General features: G+C 46.4%; 19 protein-coding genes. 1 reads left to right on the top strand and 18 read right to left on the bottom strand.

What is annotated here, in order from left to right:
• Positions 1-126: 126 nt before the first annotated feature.
• On the bottom strand, positions 127-1,044 hold the full coding sequence (locus SCJ97_01750; protein ID MDW7738769.1) for a peptidase: 918 nt from the start codon (positions 1,042-1,044) through the stop codon (positions 127-129).
• Positions 1,045-1,085: 41 nt separating this feature from the next.
• On the bottom strand, positions 1,086-1,445 hold the full coding sequence (locus tag SCJ97_01745; GenBank protein ID MDW7738768.1) for a cupin domain-containing protein: 360 nt from the start codon (positions 1,443-1,445) through the stop codon (positions 1,086-1,088).
• 187 nt (positions 1,446-1,632) lie between these two features.
• On the opposite strand from SCJ97_01745, the gene SCJ97_01740 reads away from it, so the two are divergent.
• On the top strand, positions 1,633-3,657 hold the full coding sequence (locus SCJ97_01740) for a sigma 54-interacting transcriptional regulator (protein ID MDW7738767.1): 2,025 nt from the start codon (positions 1,633-1,635) through the stop codon (positions 3,655-3,657).
• A 2-nt stretch (positions 3,658-3,659) separates the two neighbouring features.
• Here SCJ97_01740 and SCJ97_01735 read toward each other — a convergent pair whose 3' ends face one another.
• The 16 genes from SCJ97_01735 to SCJ97_01660 form a co-directional block, all read right to left on the bottom strand.
• Positions 3,660-3,905 (bottom strand): hypothetical protein, encoded by a 246-nt coding sequence (locus SCJ97_01735; GenBank protein MDW7738766.1) that lies wholly within the window; start codon positions 3,903-3,905, stop codon positions 3,660-3,662.
• A 34-nt stretch (positions 3,906-3,939) separates the two neighbouring features.
• Positions 3,940-5,637, bottom strand: coding sequence for an aldehyde ferredoxin oxidoreductase C-terminal domain-containing protein (locus SCJ97_01730; protein ID MDW7738765.1), 1,698 nt, complete (start codon positions 5,635-5,637; stop codon positions 3,940-3,942).
• A 31-nt stretch (positions 5,638-5,668) separates the two neighbouring features.
• The gene (locus SCJ97_01725) at positions 5,669-6,694 is read right to left on the bottom strand and encodes an Ldh family oxidoreductase (GenBank protein ID MDW7738764.1); all 1,026 of its coding nucleotides are present in this window, start codon (positions 6,692-6,694) and stop codon (positions 5,669-5,671) included.
• 76 nt (positions 6,695-6,770) lie between these two features.
• Complete coding sequence (locus tag SCJ97_01720; protein ID MDW7738763.1) at positions 6,771-7,538, bottom strand: CoA-transferase; 768 nt, start codon at positions 7,536-7,538, stop codon at positions 6,771-6,773.
• Positions 7,539-7,554: 16 nt separating this feature from the next.
• Positions 7,555-8,460 carry a CoA-transferase gene (locus SCJ97_01715; GenBank protein ID MDW7738762.1) on the bottom strand — a complete coding sequence of 302 codons (906 nt, stop codon included), beginning with the start codon at positions 8,458-8,460 and terminating at the stop codon, positions 7,555-7,557.
• A 1-nt stretch (position 8,461) separates the two neighbouring features.
• Positions 8,462-8,914 (bottom strand): hypothetical protein, encoded by a 453-nt coding sequence (locus SCJ97_01710; GenBank protein MDW7738761.1) that lies wholly within the window; start codon positions 8,912-8,914, stop codon positions 8,462-8,464.
• Between the two features lie 21 nt (positions 8,915-8,935).
• On the bottom strand, positions 8,936-9,610 hold the full coding sequence (locus SCJ97_01705) for a nitroreductase family protein (GenBank protein ID MDW7738760.1): 675 nt from the start codon (positions 9,608-9,610) through the stop codon (positions 8,936-8,938).
• A gap of 161 nt (positions 9,611-9,771) precedes the next feature.
• Complete coding sequence (locus tag SCJ97_01700) at positions 9,772-9,966, bottom strand: 4Fe-4S binding protein (protein MDW7738759.1); 195 nt, start codon at positions 9,964-9,966, stop codon at positions 9,772-9,774.
• Between the two features lie 129 nt (positions 9,967-10,095).
• On the bottom strand, positions 10,096-10,227 hold the full coding sequence (locus SCJ97_01695) for a hypothetical protein (protein ID MDW7738758.1): 132 nt from the start codon (positions 10,225-10,227) through the stop codon (positions 10,096-10,098).
• Complete coding sequence (iolN, locus tag SCJ97_01690) at positions 10,220-11,320, bottom strand: 3-dehydro-scyllo-inosose hydrolase (protein ID MDW7738757.1); 1,101 nt, start codon at positions 11,318-11,320, stop codon at positions 10,220-10,222. Before iolN ends, SCJ97_01695 begins: the two co-directional genes overlap by 8 nt.
• A 28-nt stretch (positions 11,321-11,348) precedes the next feature.
• Complete coding sequence (locus tag SCJ97_01685) at positions 11,349-12,173, bottom strand: sugar phosphate isomerase/epimerase family protein (GenBank protein ID MDW7738756.1); 825 nt, start codon at positions 12,171-12,173, stop codon at positions 11,349-11,351.
• Positions 12,174-12,205: 32 nt separating this feature from the next.
• Entirely contained in the window at positions 12,206-13,276 is a 1,071-nt protein-coding gene (locus SCJ97_01680; GenBank protein ID MDW7738755.1) for an alcohol dehydrogenase catalytic domain-containing protein, read from the bottom strand.
• A gap of 12 nt (positions 13,277-13,288) precedes the next feature.
• Entirely contained in the window at positions 13,289-14,254 is a 966-nt protein-coding gene (locus SCJ97_01675; GenBank protein MDW7738754.1) for a transketolase family protein, read from the bottom strand.
• Between the two features lie 21 nt (positions 14,255-14,275).
• Positions 14,276-15,133, bottom strand: coding sequence for a transketolase (locus SCJ97_01670; protein MDW7738753.1), 858 nt, complete (start codon positions 15,131-15,133; stop codon positions 14,276-14,278).
• Between the two features lie 119 nt (positions 15,134-15,252).
• On the bottom strand, positions 15,253-16,083 hold the full coding sequence (locus SCJ97_01665; GenBank protein MDW7738752.1) for a cupin domain-containing protein: 831 nt from the start codon (positions 16,081-16,083) through the stop codon (positions 15,253-15,255).
• An 85-nt stretch (positions 16,084-16,168) separates the two neighbouring features.
• A complete protein-coding gene (locus SCJ97_01660; protein ID MDW7738751.1) occupies positions 16,169-18,307 on the bottom strand; it encodes a tripartite tricarboxylate transporter permease in 2,139 nt (712 codons plus the stop codon).
• Between the last annotated feature and the right edge of the window lie 196 nt (positions 18,308-18,503).

Raw genomic sequence — 18,503 nt, 5'->3', positions numbered from 1 at the left:
CCCCGGGCTCGGGGGGAATTTCCATTCGATGGTCAATTGAATCCCTCCTTTTTTTGATCAAGCGGCTTAAGCGGGGCCGAAATCTGCCCGCTTAAGCCTGTAGTGTTTAAGTCAAACAGTTCCGGATTACTGGCCGGGAATCGACATATCGGATGCTACGCCTTTGGACTGTTTGAATTCAGGGTAGTATCTTTCGAGCATTTCAACCACAATAGAGGCCTGCTCGGCCATCAGCTTGCCTTCCTTGGCGGTGGTCAGCTGACCGTGGCCGCCGACTACCGAGTTACCGGTTTTTAAGTGGACCGGGGCGCCAACCCTGACGATTTCGGGTGCTTCGTAGACCCTGATGAATCCTCCGGAGGCCGGCGGGTTGTCGGTATGGACATCCAGTGGTGTATCGACAGCAGCTCTCAGGGCGGCAATCATGTCCAGGGAGAGGTCGCGAACCGGGTTGATCGAGTCGGCCCCGAGGTTTTTAAGCAGTTGGAAGCTGGCCGGGTTACCGTGGCCAACGTGAGCGCTCAGTTTAAAAATCATGTTCTTGGGCAGTTCGCCCATTTTACGCAGTTCGTTTAGAACCCAGAGCAGGCCTTCGTCGTAGCATAAGACGCCCAGGCCGCCCATTTCGGCAATGCGAAAGACATCTTCAACAGCCCTGACAACCTGTTCCATCCCTCTTAGGCGGTACGAGATCCTTACGCCCTGGCTGGACAGCCTGGTGGCGCTGGTGTCATAGGTCGCCCGGGGTCCTACCGAGATGTTTAATTCACATTTGTACTGCTTGGCCAGATCAATGTAGGCTTTCAGTTCTTCCTTGGTATGACGGAAAGCGCCGTAGGTTTCGTCAACGCGGTTGATTGTTATTCCGATCTGCTCGGCCCTGACCAGCAGCGCTTCCATCGCTTCGGCGGTATTAATTGTCGGCACTTCAATTCTAAAATGGGCTCCGTCGGCAAATCTTTTGGGCGAATCGGGCAGGTTGCCCAAGTCTCCGGCCGGCAAACCCAGCTTGACCATTAAATCTCTTGTCTTCTGAAATATCATTTTTAATTCAACTTCCTTTCAGTTTTTATATTATTTGTTCATTACTTAAGGTGCTCGGGCAGTGGAGGTGCGTAGGCCCAGATCACCTTGATCGGCTCATCACCTGTATTGACTATCTCATGCGAGACTCCCCTGGGGGCAAAGATGGCGGTTCCGGCTTCCAACGGGTATTCTTCTTCCCCGCCGTTGACCACCAGCTTGCCTGTGCCGCTGGCAATGAACATCGCTTCTTCGGAATCTCCATGGCTGTGCACCGGTATCCGGCTGCCTACTTCGGTAACGTTGACACCCATTGATATCTGCGAGGCTCCCACACTGTGACCAGAGATCAAAATTTTCGAGACCCGCGCCGGCTCACGCCTCACTCCTTCCACATCCTGTTCCCTGACTATATATTTCACATCAACACCTCCTTTTAAATTAAAATATCATAAATAATTAGTGCCAACAATATAATAAAGCAATTATTGTGCCAACTATGTTATGCCGACGAATACTGATCTTCATTAATATTTCATTATGAACATTTCAATATGCAAAACATCCTGAAATGTGATAATCTAATAAATAGAGAAGGAGGTTCAGACCATGCCCAGTATATCGATAATTGCACCGGATAGTGAACTTGCCGATCTCTGCAAAAAAGTTATCGGAAATATTAAAACTGGAATCAAAATATCAATCTTTGTCGCCCCCGCACTTCAGGGTGTTGAAACAGCCAGGCAGGAAGTAAAAAAAGGGGTCGAAGTTATAATATCCCGCGGTGGAACTTCTACACTGATCGAAAATGCAAAGCTCGGTATCCCGGTTGTCGACATCGGGATCAGCTACCAAAATCTATTGTACAGTTTATCTGAAGCAAAAAAATACGGTACAACGGTGGCCATGATCGGCTATAAAAATGTTTTTCAATCAATCAAAAAAATCGATAAGCATCTTGAAGAACTAACCGGTATAAAAATAATAGCCCGCAAAGTTAATAATGACGAAGAGATCTATGATGTAATGCATAGAATCTTCGGGGAAGAGAACAGTGAAAATCTGGTTTTCATCGGCGGCAGCATGGTGGCCAAAACCGCTACAGACCTGGGTTGTGCATCTGTCGCTTTGAAATCTACCGAGGAAAATATCATCCAGGCTATTGAGGAAGCTCAAAAGATAATCAATGCAACCCGGGCTGAAAAAGAAAGAGCCAACATGTTTAAAGGAATTCTTGACCATATTTCCGACGGTGTTATCTCCGTTGATAAAAACGGAAGAATTACTGTCTTCAACAAGGCGGCTCAAACAATCATGAAAGCTGATGAAAAAAGTCTTATCGGCAATGAAGTTAGCAGTACATTTTTAAGCTCGCGAATTCATGATGTGGTGAAACAAGGGAAACCGGAGTTAGGTGTGCTTGATGAAATGGGTGGTATAACCGTTGTAACCAACAGCACGCCCATTTTTGTCGACAATCATGTGGTTGGTGCAGTCGCCACCTTTCAGGATGTAACATACCTACAGCAGCTGGAACAGCAGGTTCGCCGAAAACTGGCTCGCCAGGGACTGATTCCGAAATATAAATTTGAAAATATAATCGGTAAAAGCGCCGGCATGAAAAATGTAATCCAACGAGCTGAAAAATTTGCCGATACCGACTACACGATTCTGATCACAGCTGAAACAGGAAGTGGAAAAGAGATTTTTGCCCACAGTATTCACAGCACAAGCAAACGGGCCAAAGGACCTTTCGTAACCATCAACTGTGCATCTTTACCGGAAAGTTTACTTGAAGCAGAACTTTTTGGTTACTCGGAAGGCGCTTTTACAGGCGCTTCAAAAGGAGGACGGGCAGGCCTCTTTGAGCAGGCCCACGGCGGTACCATCTTCCTCGATGAAGTAGGTGAAATCTCAGGCCGTTTACAAATATTATTCCTGAGAGTTCTTCAGGAAAAAGAGATCCGCCGGATCGGTGACAGTAGAATAATTCCGGTTGACGTCAGGATTATTTCCGCTTCGAACAGAAAGTTAAAGGAACTGGTCAGCCAGGGCGGGTTCCGGGAAGACCTCTATTACCGGTTAAATGTATTAAACCTGAGCATCCCTCCCCTCAGGGAAAGGCAGGAAGATATCCCCCTCCTGGTAAATCATTTTCTCAGCATGTATCCTTCAGCAGACCGGCGCAATACTGTTGCCACACCGGAAGCGATGAAATTACTTCAACAGTACGAATGGCCGGGCAATGTCCGCCAGCTGGAGAATATTATTCAGCGTTTGATGGTTATCGCCGAAAATGAATTATCAATTGAACCGGCAGATGTTATACAGGCCATGGAAGGAGAACTCTCAAACCATCATGACCTCAATAATTATGGTGAAAAGGTTTCTGCCACATCTAATGAGTATAATAACCTGTTCAGGGATTTTACGGCCACGTCAAACGGACCTGCAGAAGCAAATGGCAAAACAGTTCTTGATAAAGGGGAAGGGTTGCTCTCTGACATTGAGAATGAGGCAATCCTGAAAGTTTTAAGAAGTGTAAACGGAAACAGACAGGAAGCAGCCAGGATACTCGGTATAAGCAGCACTACACTCTGGAGACGCCTGAAAAAGATTGGTACCAAAGTATAGTTTTACCCTCCCATCATCAGAGGGTAAAACTCAAGATGATCTTCCAGATTAACTTCTTTCTCTTCCGGTTCTAGGACAGTCCTTCCATTAATCAGGATCAACCCGGTTTGCTCAGGATCCAATCCCATTTTGATCATCAGTTCCAATACAGTAGTACCGGTAAACTCCATTTCTTGTTTCTTTCTGGAGAAGTTTACCGGTTTACCATTTAAATGAAGCCCTCGATTAACGGTAACTGTAACCTGCATTTAATATCCCCCGCCAATTTTCAATTTGTCAATGTTAAAAGCGGAGGTTATCGATTTCCTCCTGCGGCACATCAAAGACAGTGTTGTGCGGCGGCAGTTTTTCTTTGTAGAAAAACTCCGGAAAACGTCTCTCGGAAAATCCTGCTTTCAGGTTGAACTCTTCTTCCAGGCGCAGTGTTTCACGGGCCAGTTCGTAAATGTCCTCTTTCTGCAGCTTCAGACCATGCAGACTGTTGGCCAGATCAGCGACAAGATCCATGTCGCCGAAGACTGGGGTGCGGGCGAAGAGGCACATACCGAGTATATCCACGATGGTGCCGTCTACCTGTAAACCCAGGGAAAGCTCAACCTGGTTATCCTTGCCCAAAGGGTCAACTTTATCGCGTGCGCCGAAGGCATTACCGGTGGTGTGGTCACCACCCATCGGTGAGGTTATATAGGTAACCCCGTTGCCTTTCAGGGACCGGGGGTCATAGGCTGGCAAAGCCTGGTTACGGCCGACGGGAATTCTCTGCGTACCAAATACCCTGCCGGTGATTAAGGCACCGCTGCCCACAATCCGCCCCAGGGGAGTACCCCCGGCAACCTCTTTCAGAACCTTTTCACATGCTTTTACATCGCCAAATTTCATGTATCCCACATCCATCAGGATCCCCAACACCACACCGGTTTCAATTGTATCCAAACCATAATCGTTGCAGAGCTTGTTCAGGTAGGCCACATCATCCAGATTGTCGATTCCACAGTTGGAACCGAGCATACCGATTGTTTCATACTGAAGGGTGGATACAATTGCTTCACCCTTTGAGTCAGGATATACATTACCGCAGCTGATCAGGCAGCCGAGCATACAGGGTGCCGAAACCTTGCCCTGTCCCTTACGTTCAACGATGGTATCATGCAGTTTTTCTCCGCTGAGATTCTCTGCATGTTCGAAGTTTCCCTGCCGGAAACTGTAGGTAGGCAGCGCCCCCATTGCATTAACGGCATTTACGATAGCGGCAGTTCCGTACTGCTTACGGTTTTCCAGCCGTGGATCTTCCAGAACCAGCTGGTTAAACTTTTTACGCTGTTCTTTTAGTTTAGCCTCGTCAGCTGCTGCCGGTTTCATCTCCCGGTTGTCCTTAACGACCATCGCCTTGATTCTTTTCGCACCCATTACTGCTCCCAGGCCTCCACGAGCCATAGCCCTGGCATGGCCGAAGGGATCAACAGACATAATCGCTGCCGCCGGAAGCTTCCGCTCCCCTGCCTGGCCGATGCAGATTATTCCTGCTTTGTCGCCGTACCTTTCCTGGAGGGTTTCAAAAGTCTGAAAAACACTGAGGTTTTCCAGGTCAGTCGCATCTTCTAACGCGATATCTTCTCCGTCGATGACGAGAAGCTTAAGGGTTTCGTCGGTCGGTAATCCTTCAAATACAAGGGCGCGAAATCCCGACCTCACCATCAGTGCAGTGAATAGTCCGCCGCTGTTGCTTTCCTTGATGCCTCCGGTTAAAGGACTTTTAGCGCCGGCAGATATCCGGGCGGAACTGCTTATACCGGTCCCGGTCAGCAAACCTGCCGCAAAAATAAGTTTGTTGGATCCGCCTAGTGGATCACAAACCGGGTCTACCTCATCATGAATTATTGCCGAGGTTAGCGCACGTCCACCTTTATTCAGGTATTTCTTATTTAAACTTTCTTTTGTAATCGTATTCTCATCAAGATTAATTCGCAGTATCTGATTCAATCAGATCAACTCCTATCACAATATATTAAGTTTACCCGGCCAAGGTTTCTTTTACTTTCTCCCACATTAATTTGGGCACTTCCAGCCCGTTTTGCCTATTTCTTTCTTCGGTGTTGTACTCTATTTCTCCCGCCAAAAAGAGTTCATTTACTCCTTCTGCTTTTCGGCTGTTTTTAATTTTTTCTTTTAACCCTTCAACCCTTTCCAGGTAAACGTCAAAATCGATCATGCTTTGAATATTAAAGGCCAGCAAAAAGTTTCCTGAACAGATCGGGCTGGTCATATCATCCAGGGAACATACCTCATCACAGCTGCTGCTTCCAGTAATAATACCGGCGATGATATCGATCATCAGCGCCATGCCGTATCCTTTAGGACCGCCTACCGGAGTAAGTGTCCCCAGAAGCGCTTTACCCGCATCAGTTGTATCCCGGCCTTCCGCATCCTTTGCCCAACCCGGGGGAATAGGTTTATCCTCTTTTGCATAGATCCGTATTTTACCGCGGGCAACATTGGTGGTAGCCATATCAAGCAGTATCGGTCTCTCTTTGGCCGGGACAGCCAGGGCAAAGGGGTTTGTACCAAAGAGGGCTTCAACTCCTCCCCATGGTGCCATCGCCGCGTTGGTATTGGCTGTAATAAATCCCAACATATTTTTGCGGGCAGCCATTTCAGGATAATATCCGGCAAGGCCGATATGGTTCGTGTTTTTTATTCCCACACAGCATAAGCCTTTTTCTGCCGCTTTTTCTATGGCCAACTCCATTCCCCGATAGGCAACAACCTGCCCCGGTCCGTTGTCTGCATCGATCCAGATGACGCTGTCAGCTCTCTCTTCGATTTTCAGTAACGGCCTGGGGTTGATCAGGCCCTTGTTCATTCTTTCTACGTAATGATCCAACCTTGAAATACCGTGAGAAGAAATTCCCCTCAAATCTGCTTTAATCGTTGTATCAACCAGAATTGAGGCGTCTTCTTCTTCAAGAGGGCTCTTTTTCAGAACCGCCCAACAATATTTCCTTAGTTCTTCTTCGCTGAGCAGGTGCTTTTTGCTCATGGCAGAACACCAACTTTCTTTATCCCTTACATTATAATAGCAGCTTACCCTGCTTTCTTCTTTTGTAAATATTGCTTTATTTAATATAAATACGGGCGGGGTCGATTACTTCTCTGAGGAGTTCTATTTCTTCTTCTGATGGTGGTGCCGTCTCATCGACCCTGTTCATCAGCAATTCAAATCCCGTATTCTCAACAACGTCTTCAATCCTCACACCCGGGTGAACCGAAAGCAGTTCCATTCGTTTACTTTCTTCATTAAAGCCCATAATTGCTTTATCGGTGATAATTTTAGCGGGCCCGCCGCCTTTTAGCCCTGCATCGGAGCGTGAAGTTCCTCCATTCAGGAAACCTGTAGAGGTGTTATAGGTAACCTTTTCCGGAAATTTCCGTTTTTCGTGCGGCATGATGACCAATATCTTTTTGGCCAGGGTCGCAATATCGTTGGCCCCACCGCTACCGGTAAAATGGCGGAATCCGCCATCGGAACGGTTGACCAGGGTGGAGTTCAGGTTGCCATACATGTCTATCTCAAGGCCGCCGATAAAACCGACATCAACCAGGCCCCGGTGTAAAAAATTACCCATTGTACCGATGGTGTTGGTAAAATAACTCGATTTAAACCAGATCCTCGGGTCTGCAATGCCAACTGAAGGTTCTTTCGGTTCCGGATCAATCACGCCGATTTCCAGGATCATGGTCAGGTTGGGGGCATGAGTCATCTGGGCCAGGATGGAAGCTACCTGCGGCAGGCCTAAACCAACCAGTACATTCTGATGATCTTTCAGTTCTCTTGACCCTGCAACAGCCATCAGTTCACGCATGGAGAAATAATCGTTTTTCACTGTTCATGCCCTCCCTCTAATACTTCTTCAACGAATCGGCGGTTAACTCAGTTATCCGTTTTAAGCCGCCAATCAGCTCAAGATATTCATCAAAACTTTTTACGCTATAGATATATTTGTCCAGGTATTCCTGCATTCCCTGCGGTGTGGAAGCATAAGATACATATTCTTCAATATGGGCACGATCATAATCATACTTTCCATATACCGACGTAGGGTGTGCCCCGTAGGGCTGGTGAACAACCATTTTAACCCTCGGCGCCGGGATGATAACTTCCTGGGCGATGTACGGGGTCAACTCTTCAGATATGATTTCATCAGCGATTATTATGATCTCATCGGATGCCAGGGCAGCTTCCTGATCCCACCTTGGTCCATAGATTATGGCATTACCCTTTTTATCGGCTTTGGGAACATGCACGACCGCAAAATCCGGGAAAAGGGCTCGTAGATATACCACTTTTTCGCCGGTAAAAGGACATTCGCCGGTTTTGATTTCATCACTTTTTGTTTCAAGAAGCCTGGCCAGTATGTCAGAGCCAAGGATTGTCTGTGAAGGTATGTAAGGGATCCCGACAGAGCCGGCCAGAAAACGCATGGCCAGTGAAAGGTTGCTGTATTCATTTATTTCAACGGTTTTCTGCTCGATAGCCCGATTTACATTGTACAGTGGTCCCGGACGATCCAGTGATCCTCCACCATAATTTAGCCTTTTAACTGCACCGGCCCCGACAAGCAGATCGGTTTCAAATGCGCCTATGCACTGTGATAAAGTGAGATCTTTCTTACCCTGTCTGATCAGTTCATGAGCAAAGGCTACCGGACTGCGAGTGATGGCAAACCCGCTTAAAGCTAAATGGGCTCCATTAGGCACAGCTGCAACAGCTTCCTCCATTTTTACCACTTTTGAAGCGCCGATCATGCTATACCTCCTCTAAAGTCGATCCCACAATACCGATGGTCACAACACATTTATTGTCATGCAGGTCAACGGAAACCAGTTCACTGTTGGAACCGATAAGCGAATCGATATAATGCATTACAAGGTTGGCACAGGGGCAGGAGAAAGGAGGAATCCCTTTTTCAGCAAGCCCTTTTTCAACATCGAGATGCGTGCAGTCAAAAAATTCTACGATTAACTCGTTCCCTTTTCCGTTATATTCAGCTTTGCTGATAATATCTTCTTTAATCAAAATATCTATTACGTTATCAATAGTTTTTTCCCAACTTTTATCTGCCGGGCCGGTTCCATATTTTTCTTTAAAATAATTTACTCCAACCAGGGTAGTGCGATAACGGGCTCCGCGGCCCCTTTCATCCCAAAAAGCAAGTTCTAAATCTTTCACTATTTCATTAATATACTTCTCACTGCTCATAATAAACCTCCTCCAGTTCGATTACTCTTGATAAAAAGGCTTACCATACTTCTCATCGAAAGTCAGTTCGTTTAATTCAATCCGTGGCCTCGGACGAGGCAGGCGATCCATGTGTCCAAGTGGGATAATACTGATTACTTTATATTCTTCGGGCACTTCCAACAGTTCCTTAAGTTTCAATTCATCCCTTATATCAATACAGGGAGCGATTACCCAGCAGGCTCCGAGGCCGAGAGCTGTGGTCATCAAAAGCATATTCTCGATAGCAGCGGATGTGTCAAAGGGAAGATCCCAGACATCTTTTTTCCCGATAACTACGATAACTACCGGGGCTTCACCGGCAAATGCCGATACATCACCACTGGTTAACTTTTTAAAAATCGCTTTCTTCTTCTCTTCGTCCTCAAGTCCCGCGAAGCGTTTATGCAGGTTCTTGGTGATAAATTCACCGGAGAAACGTCTTCCGCTGCCCTGGGCAGATATCTTGCCAAGTTTTTTCCTTCGCTCCTCATCACGAACGACGATAAATCTCCAAGGCTGCGCATCCTCTCCCGAAGGCGCCCAGCGGCCTGCTTCAAGAATCAGCTTTAAATCTTCATCTGATACAGGTTTATCGGTAAATTTACGTACACTGCGCCTGTTGTAGATAATATCCCACGCTATCTCTCTCATTTCTTTCGTGCCTAGGTTTTCCATAACATCTTGCCTCCTCTGTTTTCTCTGCTCGGTTTACCCATAATAAATTGGCCAACATGATTATATTTCAATGACTTATTAATATTTAGAGCAAATGTCGTGCCAACAAAAATAAATGAAGGATATCTTGAGTAAAAACGCACCTCAATAGTGTTTCATTTTTATTCATCTGTATCTTCATCTTCAATTTCTTCTATTGCTTCCTGGGGGCATATATCTGCACAAGCTCCACATGAAACACATTTTTTGGGATCGATTCTGGCCACCTCTGCTTTTGTCAGTTTGATTGCAGACTCTGGACAGATTTCTTCACATACACCACATCCAATGCATTGTGATACATCGACTTTATACATTGTTGCAACGCCTCCAAACCGCTAATATACTTCTGTCATGGTGATTAAACATCAAATTTGAACAAAGTTTAAAGGTCTCCATGATTTACATTATATTTGTCTTTTATTATAGTTTATATCTAATTATTATCAAATTATATTACCTTTGATCATAATTGCAGTGTGCACCTTGCAGGCTGTAAATCTTTTCATTTTGAAAAAGAATTCCACTTCAAAAATATCTTCGTTGGCTTCCCCGGATAGATCCCGTAGATTATTCACCCTGACCTATGGTCGGAAGTCCGTATACTGATTTCCAGCCAGGGCTCAGGGGTTCACGCAGGTAAGGCTCCATTTCTTTAGCCGAGCGTAAAGTGACTTTTTCAGTATCGGGAACGGTTCCCGGAGGAAATGCTTCTAAGATCTCATCAATTAAAAGCGTTAGATAGCGTACTATGGCGGCAATAGGTTTTTTTGCTTTTTCTGCGGATGCCTCTTTTGAAGGGCCAACTACCCCTTCCGGTGTGCCCATCAATTCAATAGGATTATGCCCCTGGCACTCGGACCAGCGGCTGGGACGACAGTAAGAGTCAACTGATACATCCATATGTCCGCCAGGTAGAAATCCTTCAGGGGCAGTATTAACGGCATATTCCATCTCTACCATCTCCGGGAAAAGCAGCAACCCCAGGGAAGTTTCGTGCTCATCGGCATGGATGAAGGGAGATTCAAATACGCCGCCCAGCTCTTTAGGCCGGAAGAATTCACGAACAGCCCTGTGCCAATCCATTAGTCTGAAAATACCGGGAAGCTGATAACGCTTGGTAAACTGCTGAATCACTGCTTCCAGCATCCATAATTGACCATGATTATTTACTATGATCTGCTTGCGGAAACCATCGTTCCACAATCCAAGCATAACGTCAATGAGCAGCTCCTTGGAAACTTCTTCCCTGACTATAACATTACCCGGCATCCCGATGTGATGATAGGGGTGTGAACCGTATAACAGTGGCGGAAGGGCCAGATTAACGGCATATCCTTTTTTTGCGGTGTAACGGCGGACCGCTTCACAAATAGAGGTTACAAAAAATGTATCCATAGCGCTTACCGTATGCATTCCGTGGTTTTCGGTGCACCCTACCGGTATCAAAACTATATCGTTTTTACGGCGGTTCTCCACCAGTTTGTTGCGTATAGTAGTCTGAATATAAGAGTTAGGCTTAACCCATTCGGGAGGTGAAGGTATGCCATACTCCGCCAGGATGGCATCGATCTCGTGATCATTGGCTTCCCAGATTTCTTTTTTCATGCGACCTACTGCATTGTCTTCCAGGATTAAGTCAGCACGATTCGTTTTTAAAAAGTTGCTCATGGTTTATTTATCCTCCTGATTACATATTTTACTCCTGACTGTTGAACAAAGTAGATAAATACCTGTGTGCCTGCATCGCCTCCTTGGCCGGATCATCGATTAGTAAGCACTCCAACGATAGAAACCCGCTATAGTTTATATGTTTCAGTGCATTGATAATCGCAGGAAAATCGATGTGAGCATTTCCGGGAATTTGGCGATTACTATCGGCTAAATGAACATAAGATATCTTATCTTTGTACCTGGCAATGCAATCCACAGTGTTTTTTTCTTCGATATTCATGTGAAAAGTATCTGCCATAACATATAGATTATCCATTCCCACTTCACCGATAAAAGCTACTGCTTCCGCCATGGTATTTAAGTAGTTTGTTTCATAACGGTTGATCGGCTCAATGCTAATATTTACTCCACAGTTTTCAGCATAGGCGGCGCAAGATTTCATAGCCGTCTTGATCCACTCCTGCTGCTTCTGCCTGACAGAAATCTTTTCACTTAATTTTCCGCGTAACAGCCCAAATATTACATTATCCGATTGAACTGCCGAGGCAAAGGCAATCTGCTCTTTGAATCTAACCTCGGCATTCTGCCGTATTTCTTTATCTTCATTAACAAGACTTAAACCGTCTTCCACGTAAGCCAATCCAGTCGAGACTGCGGACACTTGAACACCATATTTTTTAATCACCCCTATTACCTCTGTGGCAGAAATATCATATGCTGTTCTTATACTCATTTCAATTCCCTGATACCCCATACTATTAGCTGTTTCAACACTGCCGGCGAAATCTCCCGTAAGTATTAGGGGCGCAAATTTACGTGGTTGAGCTGTCCAGGTTAAAGATAATCTCATTTTTTTCCTCCCATCCGAATTACAATCATGGTTCAGTTTAAATCAGGATGTAAAACTACTTTCAAAGCACGATCTAACCGCTTAACAAAGGTCTCGAGAGCTTTTGGAAACTCTGTTAACGGAAAATGGTGAGTAATTATCTTCTCCGGCTGAACCTTGCCTTTAACCATGAGGGGAATAATCTCTTCACAGGTGCTCTGGTTGGCGCGAACCCCAAACAGGTTCATTTCTTCCAGGATTAGCTTTAACATCGGGATTTCCACGTTCTGCTTTGGCAGGCCCGCAAAGACAATATTGGCGTTTTTCCGGGCAACCTGGATCGCCTGAGCAGCAACATCATGAGCGCCGGAACACTCCACAATTACTTCAGCACCTCTTCCGTTCGTAAGCTCGAGAACCTCTTTAACAGGATCGCCTTTCTCAATATCCACAATTTCAGCACCCAACTCTTTGGCTTTCAACAGCCGATCCCCCCGGCCAATCACAATAATCCTTCCCGCGCCCAGCGCTTCCGCACACATGTAAACCTGCAGCCCCATCGGCCCAGGTCCAAAGATAACCACCGTGTCACCTGGGCAAATTTTACCACGCTTGGCTGAGTGAAGTGCGATACTGGTCCCATCTACCATCGCTCCCTGATCAAATGATAAACTTTCAGGAAGGCGGTGTAGAGTCTTGATATGAGCTGCCTGGTATTCTGCATACGCGCCTTGACTGTAATGTCCGTAATGCCGGTGGACTTTTTTATTACCGTAATAATCGCACAAGTTGTAGCGGCCAGTAGTACACATCCGGCAAATACCACATCCTACATGAGAAGTTCCCGCAACCCTCTCGCCGATTTTCCAGCCAAATTCCTGGGTATTTTCACCCAGAGCAACAATCTCACCAGCCCACTCATGACCGGGGATAAAGGGAAATTCCCGCGGCCAGATACCGGCAAACTTTCCTGCTATCAACCCGGGATCCGTTCCGCAAATTGCTACTGACTTAACCCGGCAGAGCGCCTCCTGGTATCCAGGCTCGGGTACATCTACCTTCTCGATGGAGTAATCATTATACTGCTTGAGAACTAGTGCAGTCATCTTCTCCGGAATTGTCATGATAACACTCCTTTACTTTTTTCCCAGAACTATTTTAGCCCGCTCAACTATAGAGGCGGCTGTCATATTGAAATTCTCCATTAAATATTCAACAGGACCGACTTCACCAAAGAGATCACATACCCCTACCCGTTCCAGGGGAACAGGAGTATTTTCTGCGAGAACTTCCGCCACTGCTGAACCAAGGCCTCCCACAATATTATGATTTTCCACAGTCACGATAGCCCCTGTTTCCAGAGCACACCGGCAAATGGTCTCTTTATCAATGGGTTTTAAGGTAAAATTATTTACCACCCTGGCGGAGATCCCTCTGGTGGATAATAACTTAGCCGCTTTCAAAGCTTCCACCACCATAATTCCTGAAGCGATGATCGTAAGATCATTTCCTTCCTTTAGCGTAACCGCTTTGTCGATTTTAAAAGTGGAACCGGATTCATATACTTTAACTGCATTCCGGCGAAGCAGGCGCACATAAAACACTCCGTAAAGATTGGCTAACTGTTTGATAATATCCTGAAGCATCACCGAATCAACCGGTTCAATAATGGTCAGATCGGGAATGAGTCGCATTATTCCCAGGTCTTCAAGAGGCATATGTGTTCCGCCGTTGTATGCGGCAGTTATACCGGGATCACTGCCAATAATGCGTACATTTAGCTTTGCATATGCTGCCGACATATAAATCTGGTCATAACATCTTCTGGTGGAAAAAGTGCCAAAGCTGTGAACATAAGGGATTTTCCCCGTAGCTGAAAGGCCGGCAGCAACACCAATCATATTGGCTTCCTGGACTCCACAGTTAAAAGTACGCTCCGGGTAAGCTTTCAAAAAGGGGATCATCCCCATGGATTTCATCAAGTCCGCATCCAGCGCTACAATACGTTCATCTTCCTCGGCAAGTTCTATCAAGGTCCGGCAGTACATATCACGCATCATGATATCTTCCTGAACATTGCTTTCGGCCAGGTATATACTCACTTAGTAACCACCTTATATATTTTAATTACCATTATCTGCCATTAATGTGCCCAACTGAATTTCTATATGGCTAATAGCCTCGTCGATCTGTTCAACGGTAAAAGCCATATGATGATTGTCCAATATCCCTTCAGCAAAAGTACACCCCTTACCCTTTTGAGTGTGCAGGATTATGGCTGAAGGTTTCCCTTCACTGCTACGGGCCTGCATCAAAGCATTATAAATTTCCTCTATATCATGACCATCTACCTCGTAAGTGTACCAGCCAAAACATGCAAACTTTTCCGCCAGGTTACCCAGATCCAAAATATCCCTTGTGTAACCATCAAGCTGCTGCTTGTTGTAATCCACAAAAGCAATCATGTTGTCTAACCGATGATGAGCAGCAAAAAGAGCCCCTTCCCAAACCTGGCCTTCGTTGCATTCCCCATCACCGAGAATAAGGTAAGTATAGCTGTTTCTTTTATCAAGGCGGTTACCGAGGGCAATACCTATAGCGGTGGATATTCCCTGGCCCAGCGAACCCGTAGTCATATCAACCCCGATCGTTTTGTTACGATCACAGTGGCTGGGCAAAGCAGTACCGGGCCTGTTTAAGGTTTTCAACTCATCCATGGAGAAAAAACCTTTCAAGGCTAAAGTCGCATATAAAGAAGGACCGGCATGCCCCTTTGATAAGACCAGCCAATCGCGCTCTTTCCATTCCGGATCTTCGGCTCTTACATTCATAACTTCACCATATAGCACTGCCAGGGTTTCCACAATTGACATGGAACCGCCGACATGACCAAAACCAAGGTGTTTAAACTCATGTAAAGTCTCCAACCTGATTTGCGCAGCAAACCTCTTCAATTCTTTCTTTTTCTCTTCGGTTAACATATTGGTTACCCCTTAAGTGACTAAGGTCCATTTATTTTTGGTGATTAAATTATGTGGCTATCTTAAAGTGTTGTATTTAAGTTAATACCTGATAGCCGAGGTAGATGGTTGTTACGCGTTCAGCTTTGCACCCAGAGTTTTGGCTTGCCTGTGCCATCGTCGGTACCTTTGATGTACCAGTTCTTGCCAAACGGATCGACATCCATCCTGGTCACGAAGTCGAATGGCGATTCGAACTCAATGTAGTCGAATCCCGATTTGGAAGAGATTAACGAATGCCAGTCACCCGAAGGTATAAAGACAAGGTCACCAGGACCGACCGGTAGACTGCCATTGTCATGGCGGACCTCTCCGGTTCCCTTTAAGATGAAATAGAAGTGCTCCGGGATAACGCTACAAGTTTCAGAGGGAAGATGCATATGTCTTGGTGAATAAGCGTGAGGTTCGTAGAACATCCGGCCCAATTGGAGGTCAAAGGAATCAGATAAACCGGTTTCCTGGTTGACCCAGAAGATCCGCTCGCGAGAGCGTTTCTCATCGATGAGCGACTGGAGCTGCTCTTCCACGAAGATATAGCCCTTCGGCTTGTCGTTGTCGGTCTTTCTTCCTGTGTACTTCGGCACGTCCACCAACAGCAGGGTAAGAGGTGTGGCACTGGTTGTGATCTCTGACAGCTCACCGGGCTCAAGATAGACGCCGGATCGCTTATTCACAGCATGTCCGGTAGTGCTTCCATCCGATGTGTGCGTGATCTTAGCTTTCTCACCTTCAAGGATATAGGCAACCTGAGTCCGGTCTTTCCGGGTAAGACAACAGGTCTTTCCCGGATCGAGCTCTTTTATAACCAAATGAACCCGGGTTCCATCCTCGTCCGGTCGGAGCAAGGTTCGAACATGTCCTTCCTCCACCGGAACTGAATCCTTACTTTTAATGTTAATGACCTTTATCATATCATCCTCCCAAACCTGTTTTTTAATATTTTCCTGATTACCCGTTTAACGCTGAAATAATTCATGACCGTGCTACCAGAAAATCCTAGAGGCGAGGGATAATGCTGCCGCCAAGGATATCGGGTATGAGACTCGGAATCGCTCCCAACCAGAGCCGTACGCCCAGGAAATTCAAAGCCACAAAAAAGATAGCCGCGCCCAAGGCCGCAATGAGGAGCGCCTTCCACCAGACAATTTTCCCTTCTAATATCAGATATGCCAGCAGGAATAGCGGTATACTCACAGGAAGGCCAAAGAGGAAAATAGCGGCACCCATACCAACAATCCAGAAGATGATCCGCAATACCGATCCGGCAGCCGTTTGCACCTCTTCCTCTACTTCACACTTCTTTTTCGAACTCCCCCCAAGCATCTCATCCAGACCCACTTCCATACGTTTCATCAACTCCGGGGAAAAGTGACCCACCAACAAACCCAGGAGAAGAATCAACGTGCCGCTGCTAACAATTATGGGCATCAAGCGCGCCCTTTCTCCATACTGGAAGGAAAAGATCAAGATCATCAGAACAAAGACAGCAATCGCCACGGTAAATATAAACTCACCGCTCTTCCAGGGTTTAAGCTTTTCTATTTCGTCCCCGGCAGCAACCGGTGCAGATTCGACAGCAGACTGAGTAGTTTTCTCGGCTATTTGCAAACCGTCTTCCTGTGCCTTATTTCCCTTTTCCCGACGATACTGCAGCCAGCCCTTAATTACAGGATAAAGCAGCATGGTCAGTATCAGAACAATTAACACCACCGAAATGGGGTTGCTCACAAATACAGTGTAGCTTCCCTGGGCCAGCCGCAGGGATGTATGAAAATACCTTTCAGCCATGGATCCAAGCATATAACCGATCAAAATGGTGATCACTCTGAAATCGTAGCGCTTAAAAAGGTATCCGACTACTCCAAGTAATACCGCCAGGAGGATATCCCAGATATACTGCCGGTAAGCAAAGGCCCCGGCTATGCAAAGGATCAGAACGAAGGGAGCCAACAGCTGCACCCTGATCATAGTGATTCGAGCCAACAGGTTGGCGCTGAATAGTCCGAAACTGCTTGTAAATATCTGGGAGAAAAATATGCCCAAAACCAGCATCATCACGATGGGTAGATCGTCCCGTAGAAGTAGAGGTCCCGGGGTCAAGCCGTGTAGAATAAGCGCCGCCAGCAAAATTGCCGTATCGGGACTGCCGGGAATGCCGAAGGCAACCGTGGGCAGGATCGCCGGGCCGTCTTTTGCATCGTTAGCCGTCTCACTGGCGATTAATGCCTCGATGCTGCCCTTGCCGTATTCTTCAGCATGTTTTGAATTCTGCATCGCTACGGTGTAAGAAATGAAATTGGCTGCCGAACCACCCACACCGGGAATAGCCCCGATCACAACGCCGATCAGGCTTCCCCTGATAAAGATTAGCGGCCGGGAAAAAACATCTTTGACTCCCTGCTTTACCTGCCGCCACCAGACTCCTTTGCCCTTTTCGGTCATATCAACCTGGGAGATGGTGCCCCCCTTGGAGGCATAGCTGATGATTTCGCTGATGGCGAATATTCCGATCACCAGGGGAACCAGCTTTAAACCATCCCATAGGTACCAACTGCTAAGGGTAAAACGTTCTATGGCAAAGAGACCGGAATAACCAATAAAGGCCAGCAAAACCCCGAAACCCCCACCGGCCAGCCCTTTCAACAGGTTCCCCTTGCTGGCAAAAGAAATCGTAACCAGTCCAAACACGACCAGCCAGAAGAAATCAGGTGTCATAAAAGAGAGAATAAACGGCCTAATAATTGGGATAGCTATAATCAATGCGATCAATCCGATAACAGTACCGACGCCCGCGCTGGTGGCTGAAATGGCCAGAGCACGGGCTGCCTGGCCCTGTTTGGCCAGAGGAAAACCATCGAAACAGGTACAGGCGTTGGGAGCGGTCCCCGGGGTATTCAGCAAGATGGCGGGAATGGAACCACCAAAGTGGGCGCTGCCGATAATCCCTGCAAACAAAATCATGGCGATCATAGGATCCATACCAAAAGTAAAAGGAAGAGCAAGGGCTAAACCTGTAACCGGACTGAAGCCCGGAAGCGCCCCAAATGTAATCCCAAGGATTGCACCCAGAAAAATCATCCCGATCGCCACTGGATCGTTAAACTTGGCTAATGCCGCCAGTAAAGCTTCAATCATTAATTCCATCTCCCCTATTCATACTTTGAAAAGCTTTATTACTTAATGCAAGATTGATTACCAGCGTCTTTTTGGAACCATCGCTCCACCTACATCACATGCTTTATTTATGTTTGTTATTAGATTATAGCAATTTTCATACCATTATTATTTTAGCGCAGAAAACTCTTCAGGCGGTAGAAATTAATTCACAAAA

Source organism: Bacillota bacterium, assembly GCA_033549065.1.
GTDB lineage: Bacteria > Bacillota > Dethiobacteria > DTU022 > DTU022 > JAWSUE01.
This window is presented reverse-complemented; position numbering and strand designations above follow the sequence as displayed.

What these genes read in the sequence shown, in the direction of transcription:
- SCJ97_01750 (MDW7738769.1), bottom strand. Translation starts at nt 1,044, where the DNA reads ATGATATTTCAGAAGACAAGAGATTTAATGGTCAAGCTGGGTTTGCCG.
- SCJ97_01740 (MDW7738767.1), top strand. Translation starts at nt 1,633, where the DNA reads ATGCCCAGTATATCGATAATTGCACCGGATAGTGAACTTGCCGATCTC.
- SCJ97_01735 (MDW7738766.1), bottom strand. Translation starts at nt 3,905, where the DNA reads ATGCAGGTTACAGTTACCGTTAATCGAGGGCTTCATTTAAATGGTAAA.
- SCJ97_01725 (MDW7738764.1), bottom strand. Translation starts at nt 6,694, where the DNA reads ATGAGCAAAAAGCACCTGCTCAGCGAAGAAGAACTAAGGAAATATTGT.
- SCJ97_01715 (MDW7738762.1), bottom strand. Translation starts at nt 8,460, where the DNA reads ATGATCGGCGCTTCAAAAGTGGTAAAAATGGAGGAAGCTGTTGCAGCT.
- SCJ97_01710 (MDW7738761.1), bottom strand. Translation starts at nt 8,914, where the DNA reads ATGAGCAGTGAGAAGTATATTAATGAAATAGTGAAAGATTTAGAACTT.
- SCJ97_01705 (MDW7738760.1), bottom strand. Translation starts at nt 9,610, where the DNA reads ATGGAAAACCTAGGCACGAAAGAAATGAGAGAGATAGCGTGGGATATT.
- SCJ97_01700 (MDW7738759.1), bottom strand. Translation starts at nt 9,966, where the DNA reads ATGTATAAAGTCGATGTATCACAATGCATTGGATGTGGTGTATGTGAA.
- iolN (MDW7738757.1), bottom strand. Translation starts at nt 11,320, where the DNA reads ATGAGCAACTTTTTAAAAACGAATCGTGCTGACTTAATCCTGGAAGAC.
- SCJ97_01685 (MDW7738756.1), bottom strand. Translation starts at nt 12,173, where the DNA reads ATGAGATTATCTTTAACCTGGACAGCTCAACCACGTAAATTTGCGCCC.
- SCJ97_01680 (MDW7738755.1), bottom strand. Translation starts at nt 13,276, where the DNA reads ATGACAATTCCGGAGAAGATGACTGCACTAGTTCTCAAGCAGTATAAT.
- SCJ97_01670 (MDW7738753.1), bottom strand. Translation starts at nt 15,133, where the DNA reads ATGTTAACCGAAGAGAAAAAGAAAGAATTGAAGAGGTTTGCTGCGCAA.
- SCJ97_01665 (MDW7738752.1), bottom strand. Translation starts at nt 16,083, where the DNA reads ATGATAAAGGTCATTAACATTAAAAGTAAGGATTCAGTTCCGGTGGAG.
- SCJ97_01660 (MDW7738751.1), bottom strand. Translation starts at nt 18,307, where the DNA reads ATGATTGAAGCTTTACTGGCGGCATTAGCCAAGTTTAACGATCCAGTG.